16 protein-coding genes are annotated in these 18,207 nt (G+C 61.2%); 15 read left to right on the top strand and 1 reads right to left on the bottom strand.

Going from position 1 to position 18,207, the window contains the following annotated elements:
* Positions 1-23: 23 nt before the first annotated feature.
* From JJB09_RS09065 to JJB09_RS08995, 15 genes are all read left to right on the top strand, one after another.
* On the top strand, positions 24-1,013 hold the full coding sequence (locus JJB09_RS09065; protein ID WP_201656367.1) for an ABC transporter permease: 990 nt from the start codon (positions 24-26) through the stop codon (positions 1,011-1,013).
* Positions 1,014-1,015: 2 nt separating this feature from the next.
* The gene (locus JJB09_RS09060; protein ID WP_201656365.1) at positions 1,016-2,026 is read left to right on the top strand and encodes a sugar-binding transcriptional regulator; all 1,011 of its coding nucleotides are present in this window, start codon (positions 1,016-1,018) and stop codon (positions 2,024-2,026) included.
* Positions 2,023-3,018, top strand: a complete 996-nt coding sequence (locus JJB09_RS09055) for an aldo/keto reductase (protein ID WP_201656362.1) — start codon at positions 2,023-2,025, stop codon at positions 3,016-3,018. Before JJB09_RS09060 ends, JJB09_RS09055 begins: the two co-directional genes overlap by 4 nt.
* A gap of 17 nt (positions 3,019-3,035) precedes the next feature.
* Positions 3,036-4,778, top strand: coding sequence for a glycerol-3-phosphate dehydrogenase/oxidase (locus JJB09_RS09050; protein ID WP_201656359.1), 1,743 nt, complete (start codon positions 3,036-3,038; stop codon positions 4,776-4,778).
* Complete coding sequence (locus tag JJB09_RS09045) at positions 4,751-5,593, top strand: class I fructose-bisphosphate aldolase (protein ID WP_246748632.1); 843 nt, start codon at positions 4,751-4,753, stop codon at positions 5,591-5,593. Before JJB09_RS09050 ends, JJB09_RS09045 begins: the two co-directional genes overlap by 28 nt.
* Positions 5,594-5,624: 31 nt before the next feature.
* Positions 5,625-7,136, top strand: a complete 1,512-nt coding sequence (locus tag JJB09_RS09040; protein WP_201656356.1) for an FGGY-family carbohydrate kinase — start codon at positions 5,625-5,627, stop codon at positions 7,134-7,136.
* Positions 7,133-8,752, top strand: coding sequence for a GMC family oxidoreductase N-terminal domain-containing protein (locus JJB09_RS09035; protein ID WP_201656353.1), 1,620 nt, complete (start codon positions 7,133-7,135; stop codon positions 8,750-8,752). Before JJB09_RS09040 ends, JJB09_RS09035 begins: the two co-directional genes overlap by 4 nt.
* Positions 8,753-8,902: 150 nt before the next feature.
* Positions 8,903-9,289 (top strand): c-type cytochrome, encoded by a 387-nt coding sequence (locus JJB09_RS09030; RefSeq protein WP_246748631.1) that lies wholly within the window; start codon positions 8,903-8,905, stop codon positions 9,287-9,289.
* Between the two features lie 213 nt (positions 9,290-9,502).
* Positions 9,503-10,306 carry a cytochrome c oxidase subunit II gene (gene coxB, locus JJB09_RS09025; RefSeq protein WP_201656350.1) on the top strand — a complete coding sequence of 268 codons (804 nt, stop codon included), beginning with the start codon at positions 9,503-9,505 and terminating at the stop codon, positions 10,304-10,306.
* A 57-nt stretch (positions 10,307-10,363) separates the two neighbouring features.
* Positions 10,364-12,142, top strand: a complete 1,779-nt coding sequence (ctaD, locus tag JJB09_RS09020) for a cytochrome c oxidase subunit I (protein WP_201656347.1) — start codon at positions 10,364-10,366, stop codon at positions 12,140-12,142.
* The gene (locus JJB09_RS09015; protein ID WP_201656344.1) at positions 12,139-12,843 is read left to right on the top strand and encodes a cytochrome c oxidase subunit 3; all 705 of its coding nucleotides are present in this window, start codon (positions 12,139-12,141) and stop codon (positions 12,841-12,843) included. Before ctaD ends, JJB09_RS09015 begins: the two co-directional genes overlap by 4 nt.
* A gap of 12 nt (positions 12,844-12,855) precedes the next feature.
* On the top strand, positions 12,856-13,578 hold the full coding sequence (locus JJB09_RS09010; RefSeq protein WP_201656341.1) for a heme-copper oxidase subunit III family protein: 723 nt from the start codon (positions 12,856-12,858) through the stop codon (positions 13,576-13,578).
* An 8-nt stretch (positions 13,579-13,586) separates the two neighbouring features.
* Positions 13,587-13,910, top strand: a complete 324-nt coding sequence (locus JJB09_RS09005; RefSeq protein ID WP_201656339.1) for a cytochrome C oxidase subunit IV family protein — start codon at positions 13,587-13,589, stop codon at positions 13,908-13,910.
* Positions 13,911-14,061: 151 nt separating this feature from the next.
* Positions 14,062-14,844 carry a hypothetical protein gene (locus JJB09_RS09000; protein ID WP_201656337.1) on the top strand — a complete coding sequence of 261 codons (783 nt, stop codon included), beginning with the start codon at positions 14,062-14,064 and terminating at the stop codon, positions 14,842-14,844.
* A gap of 145 nt (positions 14,845-14,989) precedes the next feature.
* A complete protein-coding gene (locus tag JJB09_RS08995; protein WP_201656334.1) occupies positions 14,990-16,186 on the top strand; it encodes an ROK family transcriptional regulator in 1,197 nt (398 codons plus the stop codon).
* Between the two features lie 5 nt (positions 16,187-16,191).
* On the opposite strand, the gene JJB09_RS08990 is transcribed toward JJB09_RS08995, so the two are convergent.
* Positions 16,192-18,207: a beta-N-acetylhexosaminidase gene (locus tag JJB09_RS08990; RefSeq protein WP_201656331.1), complete on the bottom strand. Its 2,016-nt coding sequence runs from the start codon at positions 18,205-18,207 to the stop codon at positions 16,192-16,194.

Below are 18,207 nucleotides of genomic sequence, written 5' to 3'. Positions count from 1 at the left end.
TTAGGAATACGGGAGGAGAAGACATGGCGGTCGATACGATGACGGCACAATCCGAGCGGCGCGTTGCGACGTGGAAACGGGTGGGCTCGATGCGCGAGGCGGGGTTGGTTGCGATCATCCTGGCGCTTTGCGTGGTGATGACGTTTGCCTCGCCGCATTTCCTGACGCTCGGCAATTTCCGAGCGATGCTGATGTCCTTCTCCGTCGAAGGCATCGTGGTGGTCGGCATGACGGTGCTGCTGATCGTCGGCGGCATCGATCTGGCGGTCGGATCGGTCGTGTGCTTCGCGATGGTGTTTGCCGGCTCGATGTTCATGCTGGGGCTGGATCCGTGGACGTCGTCGCTGCTCGGTATCCTGATGAGCGCGGTGATCGGGGCGATCATGGGCTTCTTCGTCACCGTGGTCGGTCTCAATCACTTCATCACCTCGTTGGCGGCCATGGTCATCGTTCGCGGGCTTTGCCTGGCCGTGACCAAGGGCACGCCGATTTCGCTGTTTACGCTGCCGCCGTCGTTCAAGGCGGTCGGGCAGGGCTCGATCTATGGCATTCCCTATGTGATCCTGATCTTCTTCGCCGTCGTCGTGATCTTCGACTTCCTGCTGCGTCGGGCCACCGCGTTCCGCAAGGTGTTCTACACCGGCAGCAACGAAAAGGCCGCGCTCTATTCCGGCATCAAGACCAACCATGTGAAGTTCTGGGTCACCGTCATGTGCTCGACGCTCGCCGGCGTGGCAGGCGTGATCTACATGTCGCGCTTCGGCTCGGCCACGCCCACCTTCGGCGTCGGCATGGAGCTCAACATCATTGCCGCGGCCGTCATCGGCGGGGCGTCGCTCAATGGCGGATCGGGCACTATTTTCGGCGCGATCCTCGGCATCGCGCTGCTGTCCGTCGTGTCGTCATCGCTTATCCTGCTCGACGTATCCGTCTATTGGCAGGACATGATCAAAGGTTGCATATTGCTCGCCGCAGTCTCCGTCGATCACTATCTCCACAAGCGCAAGGCATGACCATGGCCATCGCCAGACCCAAATCCAAAGTCGTCAGCATTCCGCGCGAGGAGGCGGTCATCGCCCGCCAGATGCACCAGGCGCTGGTCATGCATTTTCTCGAGGGACTGACCCAGGCGCAGATCGCCGACCGGCTCGGCATCTCGCATGCGACGGTCAACCGGCTGATCAAGCGCGGCCGTCAGCTCGGCCTGGTCGAGATCAAGATCAAGTCGCCGATGGAGCCGCTCGTCGACATGGAGGAGCAGTTGCTGGCGCTTGGCGGGATTTCCCGCGCCGTGGTGGTGCCGACGGTTTCCGACAATCCGCAGACAGCCTTACAGGCGGTCGGCGAGGCCGCCGGACGGCTGCTGCTGGAGCTGATCGCCGATGGTGACACGATCTGCATCACCGGCGGCAAGGGCGTGAGCGCCGTTGTTGCCGGCCTGCATGGGCCGCACGGCTTCAATGTCGAGGTGATCCCGGCGACCGGCTGCGTGCAGGGAAAGCACTACACCGACGTCAATCACGTCTCTGCCCTGATGGCTGAACGGCTCGGCGGCAAATCCTACCAGATCCACGCGCCGCTGTTTGCCGACGATGCCGGCCAGCAGGCGATGCTGATCGGAATGCGTTCGGTGGCCGATGTCTTTCGCAAGGCACGCGAGGCCAAGATCGCCGTGGTCGGCATCGGCTCGATCCTGTCTGACGATTCCAGTTACTACGACCTGCATCCGTCTTCCGGGATGGATCGTGCCGCGATCGAGCAGTCGGGGGCCTATTGCGAGTTGCTCGCGCATCTTCTCGACAAGCAGGGACAGGTCTGTGACTACGCGCTCAACCGGTCGCTGGTGTCGCTGACGCTTGAGGAATTCGCGCAGATCCCGACCAAGATCGGTATTGCCAGCGGCCCGAACAAGGCTGGGCCGATCCTCAGCGTCATGCGCGGCGGCCACCTCGATACGCTGGTGACGGACGAAGCCACGGGCGCGAAAATTATTGAAATTGCGAATGCAGAAGGAATTGGCGCATGACAGCAACGCAGATTACGCGCGCGATCGGCGCATCCGGAGTGAACGCATCGGCGGTCGGCCTGGGCACCTGGGCGATCGGCGGCTGGATGTGGGGCGGCACGGACGAGGCGGAATCGATCGCCGCCATCCAGGCTTCGCTCGACGAGGGCGTAACCTTGATCGACACGGCGCCGGCCTATGGCCTCGGCCGCGCCGAGGAAATCGTCGGCAAGGCGCTCATTGGTCGCCGCGACAAGGCCGTCATCGCCACCAAATGCGGTCTGGTCTGGCACACGCAGAAAGGCCGGCACTTCTTCGATCAGGACGGCAAGCCGGTACATCGCTTTCTCGGGCGCGACGCGATCTTTCATGAGGTCGACGAAAGCCTGAGCCGGCTCAAGACCGATTACATCGATCTCTACATTACCCATTGGCAGGATCCGACGACGCCGGTCGCCGAGACGATGGAAGCGCTTCATGATCTGAAGAAGGCCGGCAAGATCCGGGCAATCGGCGCCAGCAATGTCAGCACCGAGGATCTCAAGGCCTATATCGATGTTGGCGGGCTGAACGCGATCCAGGAACGCTTCAGCATGATCGATCGCGGAATCGAAGCGGACCTGCTGCCCTTGACGCGTGCGAATGGCATTGCAACGCTCAGCTATTCGTCGCTGGCGCTTGGCTTGCTATCGGGCATGATCGGGCCTGAGCGGGTTTTCAGCGGTGACGACCAGCGCAAGGACAATCCGCGCTTTTCGGTCGAAAACCGCCGGAAGGTTGCGGGGTTTGCTCAGGCCATTCAGGCGGTCGTCGAAGCGCATGGCGCAACAATCGCACAGGTGGTCATTGCCTGGACGCTTGGCCAACCCGGCGTGACGTTTGCGCTGTGCGGCGCGCGCAATCCGGCACAGGCGCGCGATAATGCGCGCGCCGGAACCATAAGGCTTTCGAGCGAAGAGATTTCCACCATCGATGCGGCCATAGCCTCATGGCTATCCGTCATCGACGGGTGACGGGGAAACAGGCACCAATGAATCGCGAAGAGATATTCAACGGGCTCGCAAGACGCCCGAAGGCAGAAGTGTTGGTTATCGGCGGCGGCATCAACGGCATCAGCGTGTTCCGCGAGCTGGCACTGCAGGGCATCGACGTGCTGCTGGTCGAGCGGAACGATTACTGTTCCGGCGCCAGCGCCGCACTTTCGCGCATGGTGCATGGCGGCTTGCGCTACCTTGAAAACGGTGAATTCAAGTTGGTTCGGGAATCGCTTGAGGAGCGCGACCGGTTGCTCGCCAATGCCCCGCACTACGTCTCGCCGCTACCGACGACGGTGCCGGTCTTCGATGCCTTTTCGGGCATAGCCAATGGCGCCGTGCGATTTCTCGGGCTGGGGCGCCGACCGAGCCGACGCGGCGCGGTGGTCATCAAGACCGGGCTGGCGATCTACGATTTCTTCACCCGCACCCGGGCCATGATGCCGAAGCACACCTTTCGCGGCAAGCGCAAGACGCTGGCGAAGTGGCCGGCGATAAACCCCGATCTCATCGCCTCGGCGACCTACTACGATGCGCAGGTCAGCCATCCGGAACGGTTGGGCATGGAACTCCTTGACGATGGCTTGACCGCCGGACTGCATGCCCGCGCGCTGAACTATGCGGAGGTCACGCGGCAGGCTGACGGGTCGCTCATGCTCCATGATGCCGTGCTCGGTCGCACCACGCCAATCGAACCGCAGATCGTCATCAACGCAACTGGAGGCTGGATCGATCTGACCAATCGCCAGATCCTTGCCGAAAAACCGGCGCGGCCGCTGATGGGCGGCACCAAGGGCTCGCACCTGATGATCGACAATGCCGAGCTGATGGCCGCGCTCGGCGGGCATATGCTTTACTATGAAAACGAGGACGGGCGCATCTGCATCCTGTTTCCCTATCTCGGCAAGGTTCTGGTTGGCTCGACCGATATTCGCGTCGACGATCCCGGCACGGTGCGCTGCGAAGCCGACGAGCGGGACTATATCCTGCAATCGCTCGCTTTCGTGCTGCCGCACATCCGTATTGCGCCCGAGGATATCGTCTTCCAGTTTGCCGGCGTCCGGCCGTTGCCGGCCAGCAACGACAGCTTTACCGGGCGCATTCCGCGCGATCACTTTTGTACGTTCGTCGAAGCCGATGGAACTCCGCCGGTGCTTTGCATGATCGGGGGCAAATGGACGACCTTCCGGTCCTTCGGCGAACTCGCGGCCGACATGACGCTGAAACGTCTGGGGAAATCGCGCCGTATCGACACCAAGGACAGACAGATCGGCGGCGGCCGCGAATTCCCTACCAGTCGGAAAAGCTGGATTGCAGCGCTCGCGGCGACGACCGGCCTGGCTTCAACCCGGATCGAACAACTGTTCGAGCGCTATGGAACCGCTGCGACACAGGTGGCGGAATTCATTGCCCGGCAGGCGGACGCGGCGCTGCCGGACGCCGACTACACCACCCGCGAAATGCTCTTCCTCATCCGCAGCGAAGGTGTTGAGCATCTCGACGATCTTCTGCTTCGTCGGACGACGCTGGCCATTTCCGGCCAGCTTTCGCTGGCGATGGCCGATGCGGCGCTCGACCTCCTTGCCGCCGAACGCGGCTGGGATCTGGGCCGCAGGCTCGCGGAGCACAAACGTTTTCTCATCCTGCTTGCCGAGCGCCACGGCGTCAGCGAACAGACACTACACTTAAGGAACACAGACAGGAGTATCCCATGCGAAACAACAGCAAAGTCCGGATGAACCGGCTGTTCGGCGGTGGCCGCTGCCTCGATGTCGCAATCGACCACGGTGTCTGCAACGAACCGACCTTCCTCAATGGGCTTGAGAATGTCGAAGGCGTGGTCAAGGCACTGGTGGATGCCGGCCCCGATGCGATCCAGATGAATTTCGGCCAGGCCGACCTGCTGCAGGACATCGCCGGCAAGGACAAGCCGGCGCTGGTGATGCGCATCGACATGGGCAATCCCTACAACAAGATCCGCCATAGCCACATGTGGGCCGTGCTGCAGAACGAAGCCGAGCCGCTGATCGGCGCGCTGGCCATGGATGCAGCCTGCGTCGTCGTCAATCTGTTCATGCTGCCGGACGAGCCGGAACTGTTCAAACAGTGCGTCCAGAACATTGCACGCGTTCGCGCCGATTGCGACAAATACGGCATGCCGCTGATGATTGAACCGCTCGTCATGCAGCCGGTTACCGAGAAGGGTGGCTACATGGTCGACGGCGATTGCGAAAAGATCGTCACGCTGACCCGGCTTGCGCGTGAAATGGGGGCGGATATCATCAAGGCCGACCCGACCGACAATGCGGAAGATTTCCATAAGGTGGTCGAGGCGGCGCGATGCCCGGTTCTAGTGCGCGGTGGCGGCAAGGAGGATCTGCGTGTCGTGTTCGACAAGTCGGCGGCGCTGATGAAGCAGGGTGCGAAGGGCATGGTCTATGGCCGCAACATCTACCAGCACGCCAATCCGAGCGCTGTCGTGAGGGGGCTGATGGCCATCATCCATGACGACGCCAGCGGCGCGGATGCCTACTCGGTGTATGAGCAGGGATAATTGTATATTCGAACCTTGGGAGGGGTTCCGCATGGGTAAGTACCTGCTCGGCCTCGATGCCGGCAACACCGTTATCAAAGCCGTGATCTTCGACCTTGGCGGCCGGGAACTGGCCTATGTCGCGGAGGAAGGCCATAGCCGGATGCCGAAGCCCGGTCATGTCGAGCGTGGGCTGGGCGAGCTCTGGGCAAATGCCCAGACGGTCATCCGCGCCTGCATCGAGAAATCCGGTATCGCGGCCGACGAAATCGCCGCGATCGGCTGTGCCGGCCACGGCAACGGTCTCTATGCCCTGGACAAGGCGGGCGAACCGCTGATCGCCATCCAGTCTCTCGATACGCGCGCCTCGCAGCTCGCCGACGAGCTGGAGGCGGCAGGGGTTGGCGATATCGCCTATCCGATTTGCCAGCAGCGGCCGTGGCCGTCGCAGACGCCGACGCTGCTTGCCTGGTTGAAGCGCCACGATCCGGAACAATTCGCCCGGATCGGCACGGTGCTGCTGTGCAAGGATTTCATCACCAACCGGTTGACCGGCGAGCGGATCAGCGAAGTCTCCGACATGATCGGTTGCGGGTTGTTGAATGTCGTCGAACGGCGCTACGACCAGCGGCTGATGGAGGCCTATGGTCTCGGTGACTGCATGGATCTTCTGCCGCGGCTGGTGGAAAGCGACGAGATCGCCGGCCGTGTCACACAGACCGCCGCCGCGCTGACCGGCCTGGCTGCGGGTACGCCTGTCGTGGGCGGGCTGTTCGATGTTATCGCCTCGGCAGTCGGCTCCGGGGTGACCCGAACAGGGGCCGCCTCGATCATTGCCGGCACCTGGAGCATCAACCAGGTGATAACGGATCGGCCAGAGCTCGAAGCACCGATCTTCATGTCGTCAAGCTTTGACCGCACCCGTTACATGGCCATGGAAAACAGCGCCACGTCGGCTGCCAATCTCGAATGGATGGTGCGCGAGTTCTTTGCCGATTGCGAGGAAGGCGTGTCGCCCTTCGATCTCTGCTGCGAGCTTGCAGCCTCCGTCGAGCCGCAGCTTGCGGCACCGTTCTACCACCCGTTCCTCTATGGTGCCCAGACCGACGGCAATGCACGGGCGGGTTTCCATGGCGTCGCCGGCTGGCACACTAAGGCGCATCTGATGCGGGCGGTGCTGGAAGGAGTGGTGTTCGGTCACCGCTGGCATATCGAGAAGCTCAGGGCGGCGGGCGTACGTTTCGACGAGGCCGTTCTCTCGGGCGGTGGCTCGCGCAGCAAGGTCTGGCCGCAGATATTCACCGACGTGCTCGGCGTGCCTGTTTCGATTGCCCGTTCGAAAGAGACGGGTGCGCTGGGTGCCGCGATCGCAGCCGGAACCGGTGTCGGCCTGTTCAGGGATTTCGCGGAGGGCGCTGCATCGATGGTGACGGTCGAACGCCATTATACGCCCAACCCCGCGCTTGCCGATCTCTACGAGCAGCGCTACCGCATCTATCGCGACATATCCGATGCCATGACGCCGATCTGGAAGCGCATGGCGGCCCTGGGAGCAGCAGCGTGAACACCGTCGATGAAAATGCAGCAGACGAGGGCACCTACGATTACATCGTCGTGGGTGCGGGCTCGGCGGGCTGCGTGCTTGCCAACCGGCTTTCGGCCGATCCGAAGAACCGGGTGCTGCTGCTCGAAGCCGGAGGCAGGGACAATTACCACTGGATCCACATCCCGATCGGTTATCTCTACTGCATGGGTAATCCACGCACCGACTGGATGATGAAGACGGCTTCGGAGGCCGGGCTGAATGGCCGGTCGCTCAACTATCCGCGCGGCAAGGTGCTGGGCGGCTGCTCGTCGATCAACGGCATGATCTACATGCGCGGCCAGGCCGCCGATTACGACGGCTGGCGGCAGGCGGGCAATGGCGGCTGGGGCTGGGACGACGTGCTGCCCTATTTCCTCAAATCGGAAGACAACTACCGCGGCAAATCCGACATGCACGGTGCGGGCGGCGAGTGGCGGGTGGAAAAACAACGGCTGTCATGGCCAATCCTTGATGCTTTCCGCGATGCGGCTGAGCAAATGGGCATCCCCAAGACCGACGACTTCAACGATGGCGACAACGAGGGCTCAGGCTATTTCGAGGTCAATCAGAAGGGGGGCATCAGGTGGAACACCACCAAGGCCTTCCTGCGCCCGGCCATGGACAGGGCCAACCTCCGTGTGTTGACCGGAGCGGAGACCGAACGGCTGGAGTTCGATGGCAAGCGGGTGAGCGGCGTTCGATTCCGGCGCAACGGCCGGCCGTCGATTGCCAAAGCGAGGGGAGAGGTCATCCTCTCGGCAGGCGCGATCAACTCGCCAAAAATTCTCGAGCTTTCCGGCGTCGGCAATGGCGCGCTGCTGTCCTCGCTCGGCATCGGCGTCCTGCACGATCTGCCTGGCGTCGGCGAAAATCTGCAGGACCATCTTCAGATCCGCACGGTCTTCAAGATCGAAGGCGCCAAAACCCTGAACCAGCTCTATCACAACCTCATCACCCGGGCGGGCATGGGCCTGGAATATGCGTTGCGCCGCTCTGGCCCGTTGTCGATGGCGCCCAGCCAGCTCGGCATCTTCGCCAAAAGCGATCCATCGGTGGCGACCGCCGATCTGGAATATCACGTGCAGCCGCTGAGCACGGATCGCCTCGGCGAGCCGTTGCACAAGTATCCCGCCGTTACCGTGTCAGTCTGCAATCTCCGACCCGAGAGCCGGGGCACGGTGCATGCTACGACCAGGGACATTTCGGTCGCGCCCGAAATCCGGCCGCACTATCTTTCCACGCCGGGAGACAGGATGATCGCGGCGCGTTCGATCCGGCATGCGCGCCAGCTTATGACCCAAAAGGCCGTCAGCCGTTTCAAGCCGCAGGAGATGTTGCCGGGCAGGGAATACCAGTCCGACGAGCAACTCATCCAAAGGGCAGGCGACATCGCCACGACGATTTTCCATCCGGTCGGTACCTGCAAGATGGGCAGCGACAACCTCTCGGTGGTCGATGCACAGTTGCGCGTTCACGGTCTTTCCGGGCTGCGGGTGGTCGATGCCTCGATCATGCCCACCATCGTTTCCGGCAACACCAATTCGCCCGTCATCATGATCGCGGAAAAGGCTGCCGAGATGATCCGTGCGGGTTGACATGATCCTTCTGGGTTAAGGCGGCTCCCCACATAAGCGCAACCGGGTGGAGCAAGGCAAAGCGCGACAAGGCCGACAAAGTTTGATAAGCATGGAGGCCGGTTGCACCGGTTGTGGTTTTGATCTCGCTCGATGAGAATGAGGATTGCCATGTGGTATCGCATTGCTCTGATCAGTCTGCCTCTTGCCATTGCCCTGCCACATGGCGCGGTCGCCCAGGAAGGCGACGCCGAAGCGGGCGCGGTCGTCTTCAAGAAATGCGCCGTCTGTCATGTCGTCGATACCGACAAGAACAAGGTCGGGCCATCGTTGAACCATGTGTTCGGTCGAACGGCCGGAACACATCCGGATTTCAGCTACTCGACGGCCATGAAAGAGGCGGGGGCTGGCGGGCTTGTCTGGGACGAAGCCACGCTGCGTGACTATCTGCATAATCCCAGAGCGAAGGTGAAGGGCACCAAGATGGCGTTTCCAGGGCTCAAGGACGACACTGATATCGCCAATCTGGTCACGTATCTCAAACAGTACTCGCAGTAGCGAGGCCAAAGCCGCCATGCTCGCAAGTCTTAAATGGATGTGCGGAGCAACGGGAAGCTGCACGTCGTTCGGTGTGATCGACTCATGTGACGTTGTACCCATCAAGGGGATCACTTTTGCGGTAATTGCGGGCATGATCAGTTTATGAGATAATGCTAAAAATTCTCTAGACGGATCGCGGGGTTAGGCCCGCGGCTGGGTGAGGGGCAGGAAATGGCCGTAGTGCTGATTCTCGTTCTGATTGTGGTGGCTTCCATTACGTTCCACCTGCTGAGCCCTTGGTGGTGGACGCCAATTGCGTCGAACTGGAACTACATCGACGACACGATCACCATCACCTTCTGGATCACCGGCCTTGTCTTCACGCTCGTCGTTTCCTTCATGGCCTATTGCGTCTGGCGCTTCCGTCATCGCCCGGGCAATGTGGCGGCCTACCAGCCGGAGAGCCGGCGGCTGGAATCGTGGCTGGCCATCGGAACCGCAATCGGCGTTGCCGCGATGCTGGCGCCGGGCCTGATGGTGTGGAAGCAGTACGTCACCGTGCCCCAGGATGCTGCGGCCGTAGAGGTTGTCGGCCAGCAATGGCTGTGGAGCTTCCGACTACCCGGAAAAGACGGAAAGCTCGGGCGCGCCGACACGAGGGCGGTCACTTCAGACAATCCCCTCGGTGTTGCGGCTGGCGATAAAGCCGGGCTCGATGATCTCATCGTCCAGAGTGGAGAACTTCATCTTCCGGTCGGCAAGCCCGTGCACATCCTGTTGCGGTCCATCGATGTGCTGCACGATTTCTATGTGCCGGAATTCCGCGCCAAGATGGACATGATCCCTGGGAGCGTCACCTATTACTGGTTCACGCCGACGCGGACAGGCACCTTCGAGGTTTTGTGCGCGGAGCTCTGTGGCGTCGCGCATTCGCAGATGCGGGCAACGGTCGTGGTCGACGACGAGGCCGCATATCAGGCATGGCTGAATGAGCAGCAGACTTTCACGCAAATGACGGCAGCGGCGGCAGAGTAACCGGCGAATTGAAGCAGGGCACAGCCGGGAAGACAGCGTCGGATCGGGAGGAGTGCAATGGTCGACATCAAAACCATCTCCGGGCAAGTCATCGGTCCGGCAGAAGTCGAGGATGTGGAACTGTACCATCCGAAAAGCTGGTGGACGAAGTATGTCTTCAGCCAGGACGCGAAGGTGATCGCCATCCAGTACTCGCTGACCGCGATTGCCATCGGTGTCGTGGCTCTGGTCCTGTCCTGGCTGATGCGGTTGCAACTCGGATTTCCTGGCTCTTTCGACTTCATCGATGCCGAGCATTACTATCAGTTCATCACCATGCACGGCATGATCATGGTGATCTACCTGCTGACTGCGCTGTTTCTCGGCGGCTTCGGCAACTACCTCATTCCCTTGATGGTGGGTGCCCGCGACATGGTTTTTCCCTATGCGAACATGCTGAGCTACTGGCTCTACCTGCTGGCGGTGCTGGTGCTGGTCGCCGGCTTTTTTGCGCCCGGAGGTCCCACCGGCGCGGGCTGGACGTTGTATCCCCCGCAGGCACTTCTTTCGGGAACACCGGGCGGCCGCGACTGGGGCATCATCGTGATGTTGTCGTCGCTGATCCTGTTCATCATTGGCTTCACCATGGGCGGCCTGAACTATGTCGTCACGGTGCTGCAGGGGCGGGCGCGTGGCATGACGCTGATGCGCATGCCGCTGACCGTGTGGGGCATCTTCACGGCCACGGTCATGGCGCTGCTGGCCTTTCCGGCCCTGTTTGTCGCCTGTGTGATGATGCTGTTCGACCGGTTGCTGGGCACGAGTTTCTTCATGCCGGCAATCGTCGAAATGGGAGAGCAACTGAAGCAGGGCGGCGGCAGTCCAATCCTCTTCCAGCATCTCTTCTGGTTCTTTGGTCATCCCGAAGTCTACATCGTGGCGCTTCCCGCCTTCGGGATCGTGTCGGACTTGATCAGCACGCATGCGCGCAAGAACATCTTCGGTTACCGCATGATGGTCTGGGCGATCCTCATCATCGCGGCGCTGAGCTTCGTGGTCTGGGCGCATCACATGTATGTGAGCGGCATGAACCCGAACTTCGGCTTCTTCTTCGCGACCACAACGCTGATCATTGCCGTGCCCACCGCGATCAAGGTCTACAATTGGGTGCTGACCCTTTGGCGGGGCGACATCCACCTGACGCTGCCGATGCTGTTTGCCCTCGCGTTCATCGTCACCTTCCTCAATGGCGGGCTCACAGGCCTGTTTCTGGGCAATGTCGTGGTCGACGTGCCGCTGTCCGACACCATGTTCGTCGTCGCGCATTTTCACATGGTCATGGGGGTCGCGCCGATCCTGGTGATTTTTGGCGCCATCTACCACTGGTATCCGAAAGTGACAGGGCGGATGCTGAACCAGGCGATGGGGCAGGTGCATTTCTGGGTCACCTTCCTTGGAGCCTATGCGATCTTCTTTCCGATGCATTATCTTGGGCTGCTGGGGGTGCCACGCCGCTATTACGAGCTGGGCGAAACAGCCTTCATTCCGCCATCGGCGCATAGCCTGAACGAATTCATTACGATCGCTGCGCTTGTCGTTGGTGCGGCGCAGTTGCTGTTCCTGTTCAACCTGGCCTGGAGCCTCAGCAGAGGTCGGCTGGCCGGAGGCAATCCGTGGCGCGCGACGACCCTGGAATGGCAAACACCGCAGACACCGCCGGTGCACGGCAACTGGGGCAAGGAACTGCCCGTGGTCTATCGCTGGCCCTATGATTACAGCGTGCCTGGCGCGAAGGAAGACTTCATCCCGCAGAACCAGCCGGCCGCCGTCGGCTATCCCGGAGGAGTGTCGGCTTGAGCGCGATCCTGATCTTCCTGGCGGGCGTCGCCTTAATCGTCGTCTGGTGGATGGCCCGGCAGCGGCTGACATCCAAGCCCTGGCTGGAAACGGGGCAGGCGGGGGATCTGCCGCGCCTGCAGGGATCCCCGCTGGGCGCCGCCAAGATTGGGCTCGGCGTCTTCCTCGCCGTTGTCGGGGCCCTCTTTGCGCTGTTCATCAGCGCCTATCTGATGCGGATGGGTGCCAGCGACTGGTGGGGGCTGCCACTCCCCAAGGTGGTGTGGGTGAATACCGCTGTGCTTGTCGCAAGCGGTGCCGCGTTGCAATGGGCCAAGATCGAAACCCGTAGCGACAGCCGGGGAAGCGTCAACATCGCGCTTATGTTCGCGGCATTGACGGCCGTCCTCTTTCTCGTCGGGCAGGTCTTCGCATGGTGGCAGCTCACGGAAGCGGGCTATGTGCTTGCCGAAAATCCGGCCAACAGCTTCTTCTATCTGATCACCGGGCTGCATGGGCTGCACATACTTGGCGGCCTTGTCGTTCTGGGACGCACGATTGTCCGCGCCCAAAGCGGCAGGTCTCCTGAGACACTGGCGCTCAGCGTGGATCTCTGCGCCATCTACTGGCATTTCATGCTTTTCGTCTGGCTGGTGCTTCTGGCCTTGTTTGCCGGCTGGGCTAACGACTTCGCCGATCTGTGTCGCGGCTTGCTTTCCTAGGGAGTTTCGCTGATGTCGCACATTGCTGAAACACATGCCGCCGAACCCCTGGCGCGTCCTCCGGGACTGGCGGGCGTCGCGGCCGACCTGTCATCCGACCAGCGGGCGTTCAAGAACGTCTCCTGGGGCAAGGCGATGATGTGGATCTTTCTGCTCAGCGACACGTTCATTTTCGGCTGTTTCCTGCTGGCCTACATGACGGCGCGCATGTCGACCGTCGTGCCCTGGCCAAATCCCAGCGAAGTGTTTGCGCTGACCATCGGAGGCGAGGAAATCCCGCTGATCCTGATCGCCATCATGACCTTCGTCCTCATCAGCAGCAGCGGCACAATGGCGATGGCCGTCAATTTCGGCTATCGCCGACAGCGCGGCGTAACCGCTGTCCTGATGCTGCTGACCGCGCTTCTCGGCGCGACATTCGTCGGCATGCAGGCCTTTGAATGGAGCAAGCTGATTTCGGAAGGCGTGCGACCTTGGGAAAACCCGTGGGGAGCGGCGCAATTCGGTTCGACCTTCTTCATGATCACCGGCTTTCACGGGACCCATGTGACATTCGGCGTCATCTTCCTGCTGATTGTTGCCCGCAAAGTCTGGCGAGGCGACTACGACACGGAGAGGCGGGGCTTCTTTACCAGCAGGAAGGGCAACTACGAGGCCGTCGAGATCATGGGCCTCTACTGGCACTTCGTCGATCTGGTCTGGGTGTTCATTTTCGCGTTCTTCTATCTCTGGTGAGGTGAGCGATGTCACAAACTGCCACGCAACAACATCCGATCCGGCTCTACCTGCTGGTCTGGGGGCTGCTGTTCGTACTTAGCGCCTTTTCCTACATGGTCGACTATTTTGCCATCCAGGGATTGCTCAGGTGGTTCCTGATCATCACCTTCATGCTGCTGAAGGCCGGGTTGATCGTCGCCGTCTTCATGCATATGGCATGGGAACGGTTGGCACTGGTCTACGCCATCGTGGTGCCGCCGGTGCTGGTACTGGTGTTCGTTGCCATGATGGTGTCGGAGGCGCACTACACGATCTTCACGCGCCTGGCGTTTCTGGGTGCCGGGTCCTGAAGCGGCAAGCGAGGCGGTAGCGCCGTCACGTTATTTCCGCGTCGGGCGGCCGGTCCTATGCGTCCGCGAGCGGACGAAAGGGGAGGTATGGACATCGGCGCCTCACCTTGCCAAAGTCGGACAGCAAGCTGCCAATCACGAGATGTTGCCCATGCATGTCGCTACTCTGCTGAAATCCGATATGTTCGATATCGAACTAGACGGACGTCCCGCTTCGATTGCCGATGTTTTTCCGGATTTCCATCCATACGATCGTTTCGGTGTTGTGATCGATGAGGCGTTTGGCGGAATTGGAGCAACGCATTTGCTGCAGATCGCGATGATGGCCTTCTACGATGCGAAGCCCAGTCGCCGCAAGGAACTCACGGTCTATCCTGAAATATACGCATTCCATGTCGGGCGAGGGCGAGGGGCGCATGCGCCTTACGACTTCTGGCCCGCGCGGCGCGAGGTTATTCTGGAGACGACAGATCACCGCGAAGTCCTCGATGCGATCAACGACCGGGGGATCACGCGGATCGCCGTTCCGGACCGTCCGATGCGGCAAGTCGTCCATCGCCCCAAAGAGGAAGACGCGGCCTACGACCGCATCGCATCCGCGTTCGTCTACAGCGCAAGTGGAAGAGTCGCAGAGGCAGATCTCGTTATTTCGGGCAATGACCGTCGCACGGAGCATAATCCGACCCAGGCGTTGAAACCGTTCTCGGAAGAGCGTCTTGCCGCGACTAGACCGGTGTCCGAGCGGCCAGTGAAGGAGCTCGATACGTCCTATGTCGACTGGCTGCGGCTGCGTTCCAACGATGTCAGCGAGCAAGAGCGTCGTCTTGTCGAGCAAAGACGTGTCGCCCTCAGGCAAAACGGTCTGGTGTCCGAAACCTATCGGCGCGTAACGGTCGAGGAAGCGCTCAAACGTCTGGCTTCGGCCGGAATGTGATAGGCCGGGCGCAGTTCCTACGAGACCAAGTCTCCCCGGCAGTCGTTCAGCGCAATCTGCTGGCTATCCCGGCCATAACCCCGTATGCGGTAAGCAGCAGAAGCGCAGATTCCTGCGCAAGCCCATATGTTGTATAAGCCGAAACATGAAGTCGATTTCAGGTACGAATCTCGAACAGGCGAAATCCCACAACAGACGTGTCGTGATCGAAGCGATCAGAACGAACGGACCTTTGTCGCGCGCGGCAATTGCCCGGCTGACGGCGCTGACGACGCAGACCGTGTCCAACATCGTCGAGGAACTCGCCAGTTCAAAGCTCCTGAAAGCGGATGCGCCGCAGAAGGTGGCGCGCGGGCAACCCATTACGCCTTATTCGATCAATCCGAGCGGGGCCTATTCGATCGGGCTGGAGCTGGAGCGCCATCATGCGGCAGGCGTGCTGACCGACCTTTCGGGGACCGTACGGGCGAGAATCCGGCGTGCGATCGATCGGCCGACCCCGGCGGAGGCAATGCCCATTCTGGCTGAGATCACCGAGGAACTGCAGCGCAGCTATCGCTTCGACCGTCAACGACTTCTTGGTGTCGGCATCGCCATGGCTGGGCGCTACGCAACGGAAGGGGTTACGTCCCTCACGCCGATCGCACTTCCCGGATGGCAGGATTTTCCGGTTGCACCGGAACTGCACAATCTGGTTGGCGTGCCCGTGCTGGTGGAGAATGACGCAACGGCTGCGGCGATCGGAGAACGCCTCTATGGCGTGGCCCGTGGGCTGAACAGCTTCGTCTACCTGTTTCTGGGCGGGGGCATCGGGGCCGGCATGTTCCTGGACGGCCATCTTTACCGGGGCAGCCGCAACAATGCGGGTGAGATCGGCCATATCATCGTCGTGCCGAATGGCTTGGCGTGCCGCTGCGGTAAGCGCGGATGCCTCGACCGGTACATTTCCCTTGGCGCGGCCTACGAGTATCTCGACATTCGCGATCCGGACGAGCACACGCAGGCCGAACTGGATGCACTCGTCGAAAATGGCGGAGAAGCAATCGACCGATGGCTGGATGCCGCAGTCGAGCCGATGCGGCAGGTGATCGATTTTTTGGAACTGGCTTTCGATCCGCAGACCGTGGTTCTCGGGGGGCAGATGCCGTCGTCGATCCTAGAACGCCTCGTACAACGCCTGGAACCGCTCTACGATCCCGTCAACCCATCGGCTGAGCGGAACATCCCGCGGATCATGATAGGCGCCACCGGCAACGATACGGCGATTTTGGGCGCCGCGGCATTGCCGGTCTTTTCAGAGACAAATCCCCAATTCGATGTGTTGCAAAAGCCTGTCGGCTGATAGCTTCACGGATAATCATAGAGAACTGGCATCAACCCGGCGAAAGCCTTGAAGCGCTCCCATGATTTGCTTTCCGGCCTTGTCCAGGCGGTCTCGGCAACCGCCGAGAGGCGTGGAAAAACCAGTCGGTCGAAGACGGCGCGATCCGTCATCGCCTCGGACCAGATACAGGCCTGTACGCCACGCAGTTTTTGCTTCTGTGCGTCGCTCCAGCCTGCTACCGGGTCGAAATTGTAGGTCATTTCCGGGGCAGACCAGCCGGCCCAGCTTGCCCCCGGCTCGTCCCAGTCCGGACTGTTTGCCATGTCGAGATAATAGGCCTGGCCGGGGCAGACGACCATCTCGTATCCTTCATCCGCAAGTGCAGCCGACACTTCGACATTGCGCCACCCGCAGAGATAAGATGCTGACTTGTCGATGACATTGCCATGTGCGGCTTCTTCCCAGCCACCAGTGACGCAGCCTTGGCTGGCCAGGAATTTCTGTATCCTCTCCAGGAAAAGAGCCTGCAGGACCGCTGTGCCGGATCCGTTGATATCGTCGGCGCCATGGGTGTTGGTGATGACGTTCAAGCGCTTGCTGTGGGCTTCCGCCATCGCTGGCCCGCCGAGTTGGGCAAGTCGAGCCAGCGCTTGAGGCGATCCCGACCAGGCGCCGAGGGGCACCTCGTCGGCGCCGACATGGATGGTCTTGAACGGAAACAGCTCGATCAACTCCCTGAAGATCGTTTCGAGCACTTCATAGGTCTTTTCGCGGGCTGGGTTGATGCAATTGTCTGGAAATCCCTGGACGGAATAATAGCTGCCGATTTCCGCAGGATCGCGAAGCTCCGGGAGCGCCTGCTGCATTGCAAAGCAATGTCCCGGGACGTCGATTTCGGGGACGATTTCAATGCCGAGATCCTTCGCGAATGCCACGATTTCGCGGACGGTGGCCTTGGTGTAATAGCCGCCGCTGCGCTCGGGTCCGGATCCGAGCAGCGGCGGGACGGGGAGTCCATGGCCTCTCCAGGCCCCAATTTCCGTCAGCGCAGGATAGGCATCAATCTCGACCCGCCAGGCTTCGTCATCGGACAGATGCCAGTGAAAGCGGTTGAGTTTGTTCCATGCGAGGATCGCCAGCAGTTTACGGATTTCGCCGCTGGCGTAGAACTGGCGGGCGACGTCGAGGTGAAGACCGCGCCACCCCATAGCGGGTTCGTCCCGGATCTGGCCCTCCAGCGGAAACTTGAAGGCATGCGGGTGAAGGCGCACGCCCCGCCATATCTGGCCGAGTGTCACGAGACCGTAGAACAGTCCGGTTTGCGTGCTGGCCGATATCGATATCCCGGCTTCCGAGAAATCCATTTCATAGGCCTCGGATGCAAGACCGTTTTTGACCCGAAGCGCCACCGGCATGCCGCCTTCCGATGACGGGCGCACCATGCCTTCCACCGCAAACAGCAGATCGACCAAATCAGTGAAGGCTCCAGCGGCAGCGACGGCCTTCGGATCGGTCGCGGTCAGCGCGAAGCCTGCGGGCGTTGGGCGGCGCCCGGATACCGAAACGTGATTGGGCCATGGAACGATCGAGACCGGCGCCGGCGGCACGTCGGGTACGGGATAGGCTTCCACGCCACGTTTGAGCGGGGCGTTGTTGCCGATGAGCCGGGTCGGCGACACAGGCAGCGAGAGCGTGCTGCCATCATCGAATTCGACATAGGCGCTGTTTGCGCCATCCGTCCAGTGGCTGAGCGGCCAGCTGAGCGCATGGACCGAAACCGTCCAGGTTGCGCCCGTGGCAAGTTCGAAGCCTTCTGGCGGAAGAAACGCGGTGAAATTGGAAAGCCTTTCGCCGACCGTTCCGCCGTCGATCTCTACCGAAGGATCGACGCGGCCGGGGCCGCTGACGCAGAGCCTGAAACGGGAAAGGGGCCGCGATGAACGGTTTTTCAGGCTGAGCGTGTAGGCTGGCGGGCTGCCGTTTGCGGCAGGTTGCCACGACGTTTCGAGCTGCAAGGCGGATGGGCGCGTTGTCGGCAT

Source organism: Phytoamicus setariae, from assembly GCF_016722925.1.
GTDB classification, from domain to species: domain Bacteria; phylum Pseudomonadota; class Alphaproteobacteria; order Rhizobiales; family Rhizobiaceae; genus Rhizobium_E; species Rhizobium_E setariae.
This window is presented reverse-complemented; position numbering and strand designations above follow the sequence as displayed.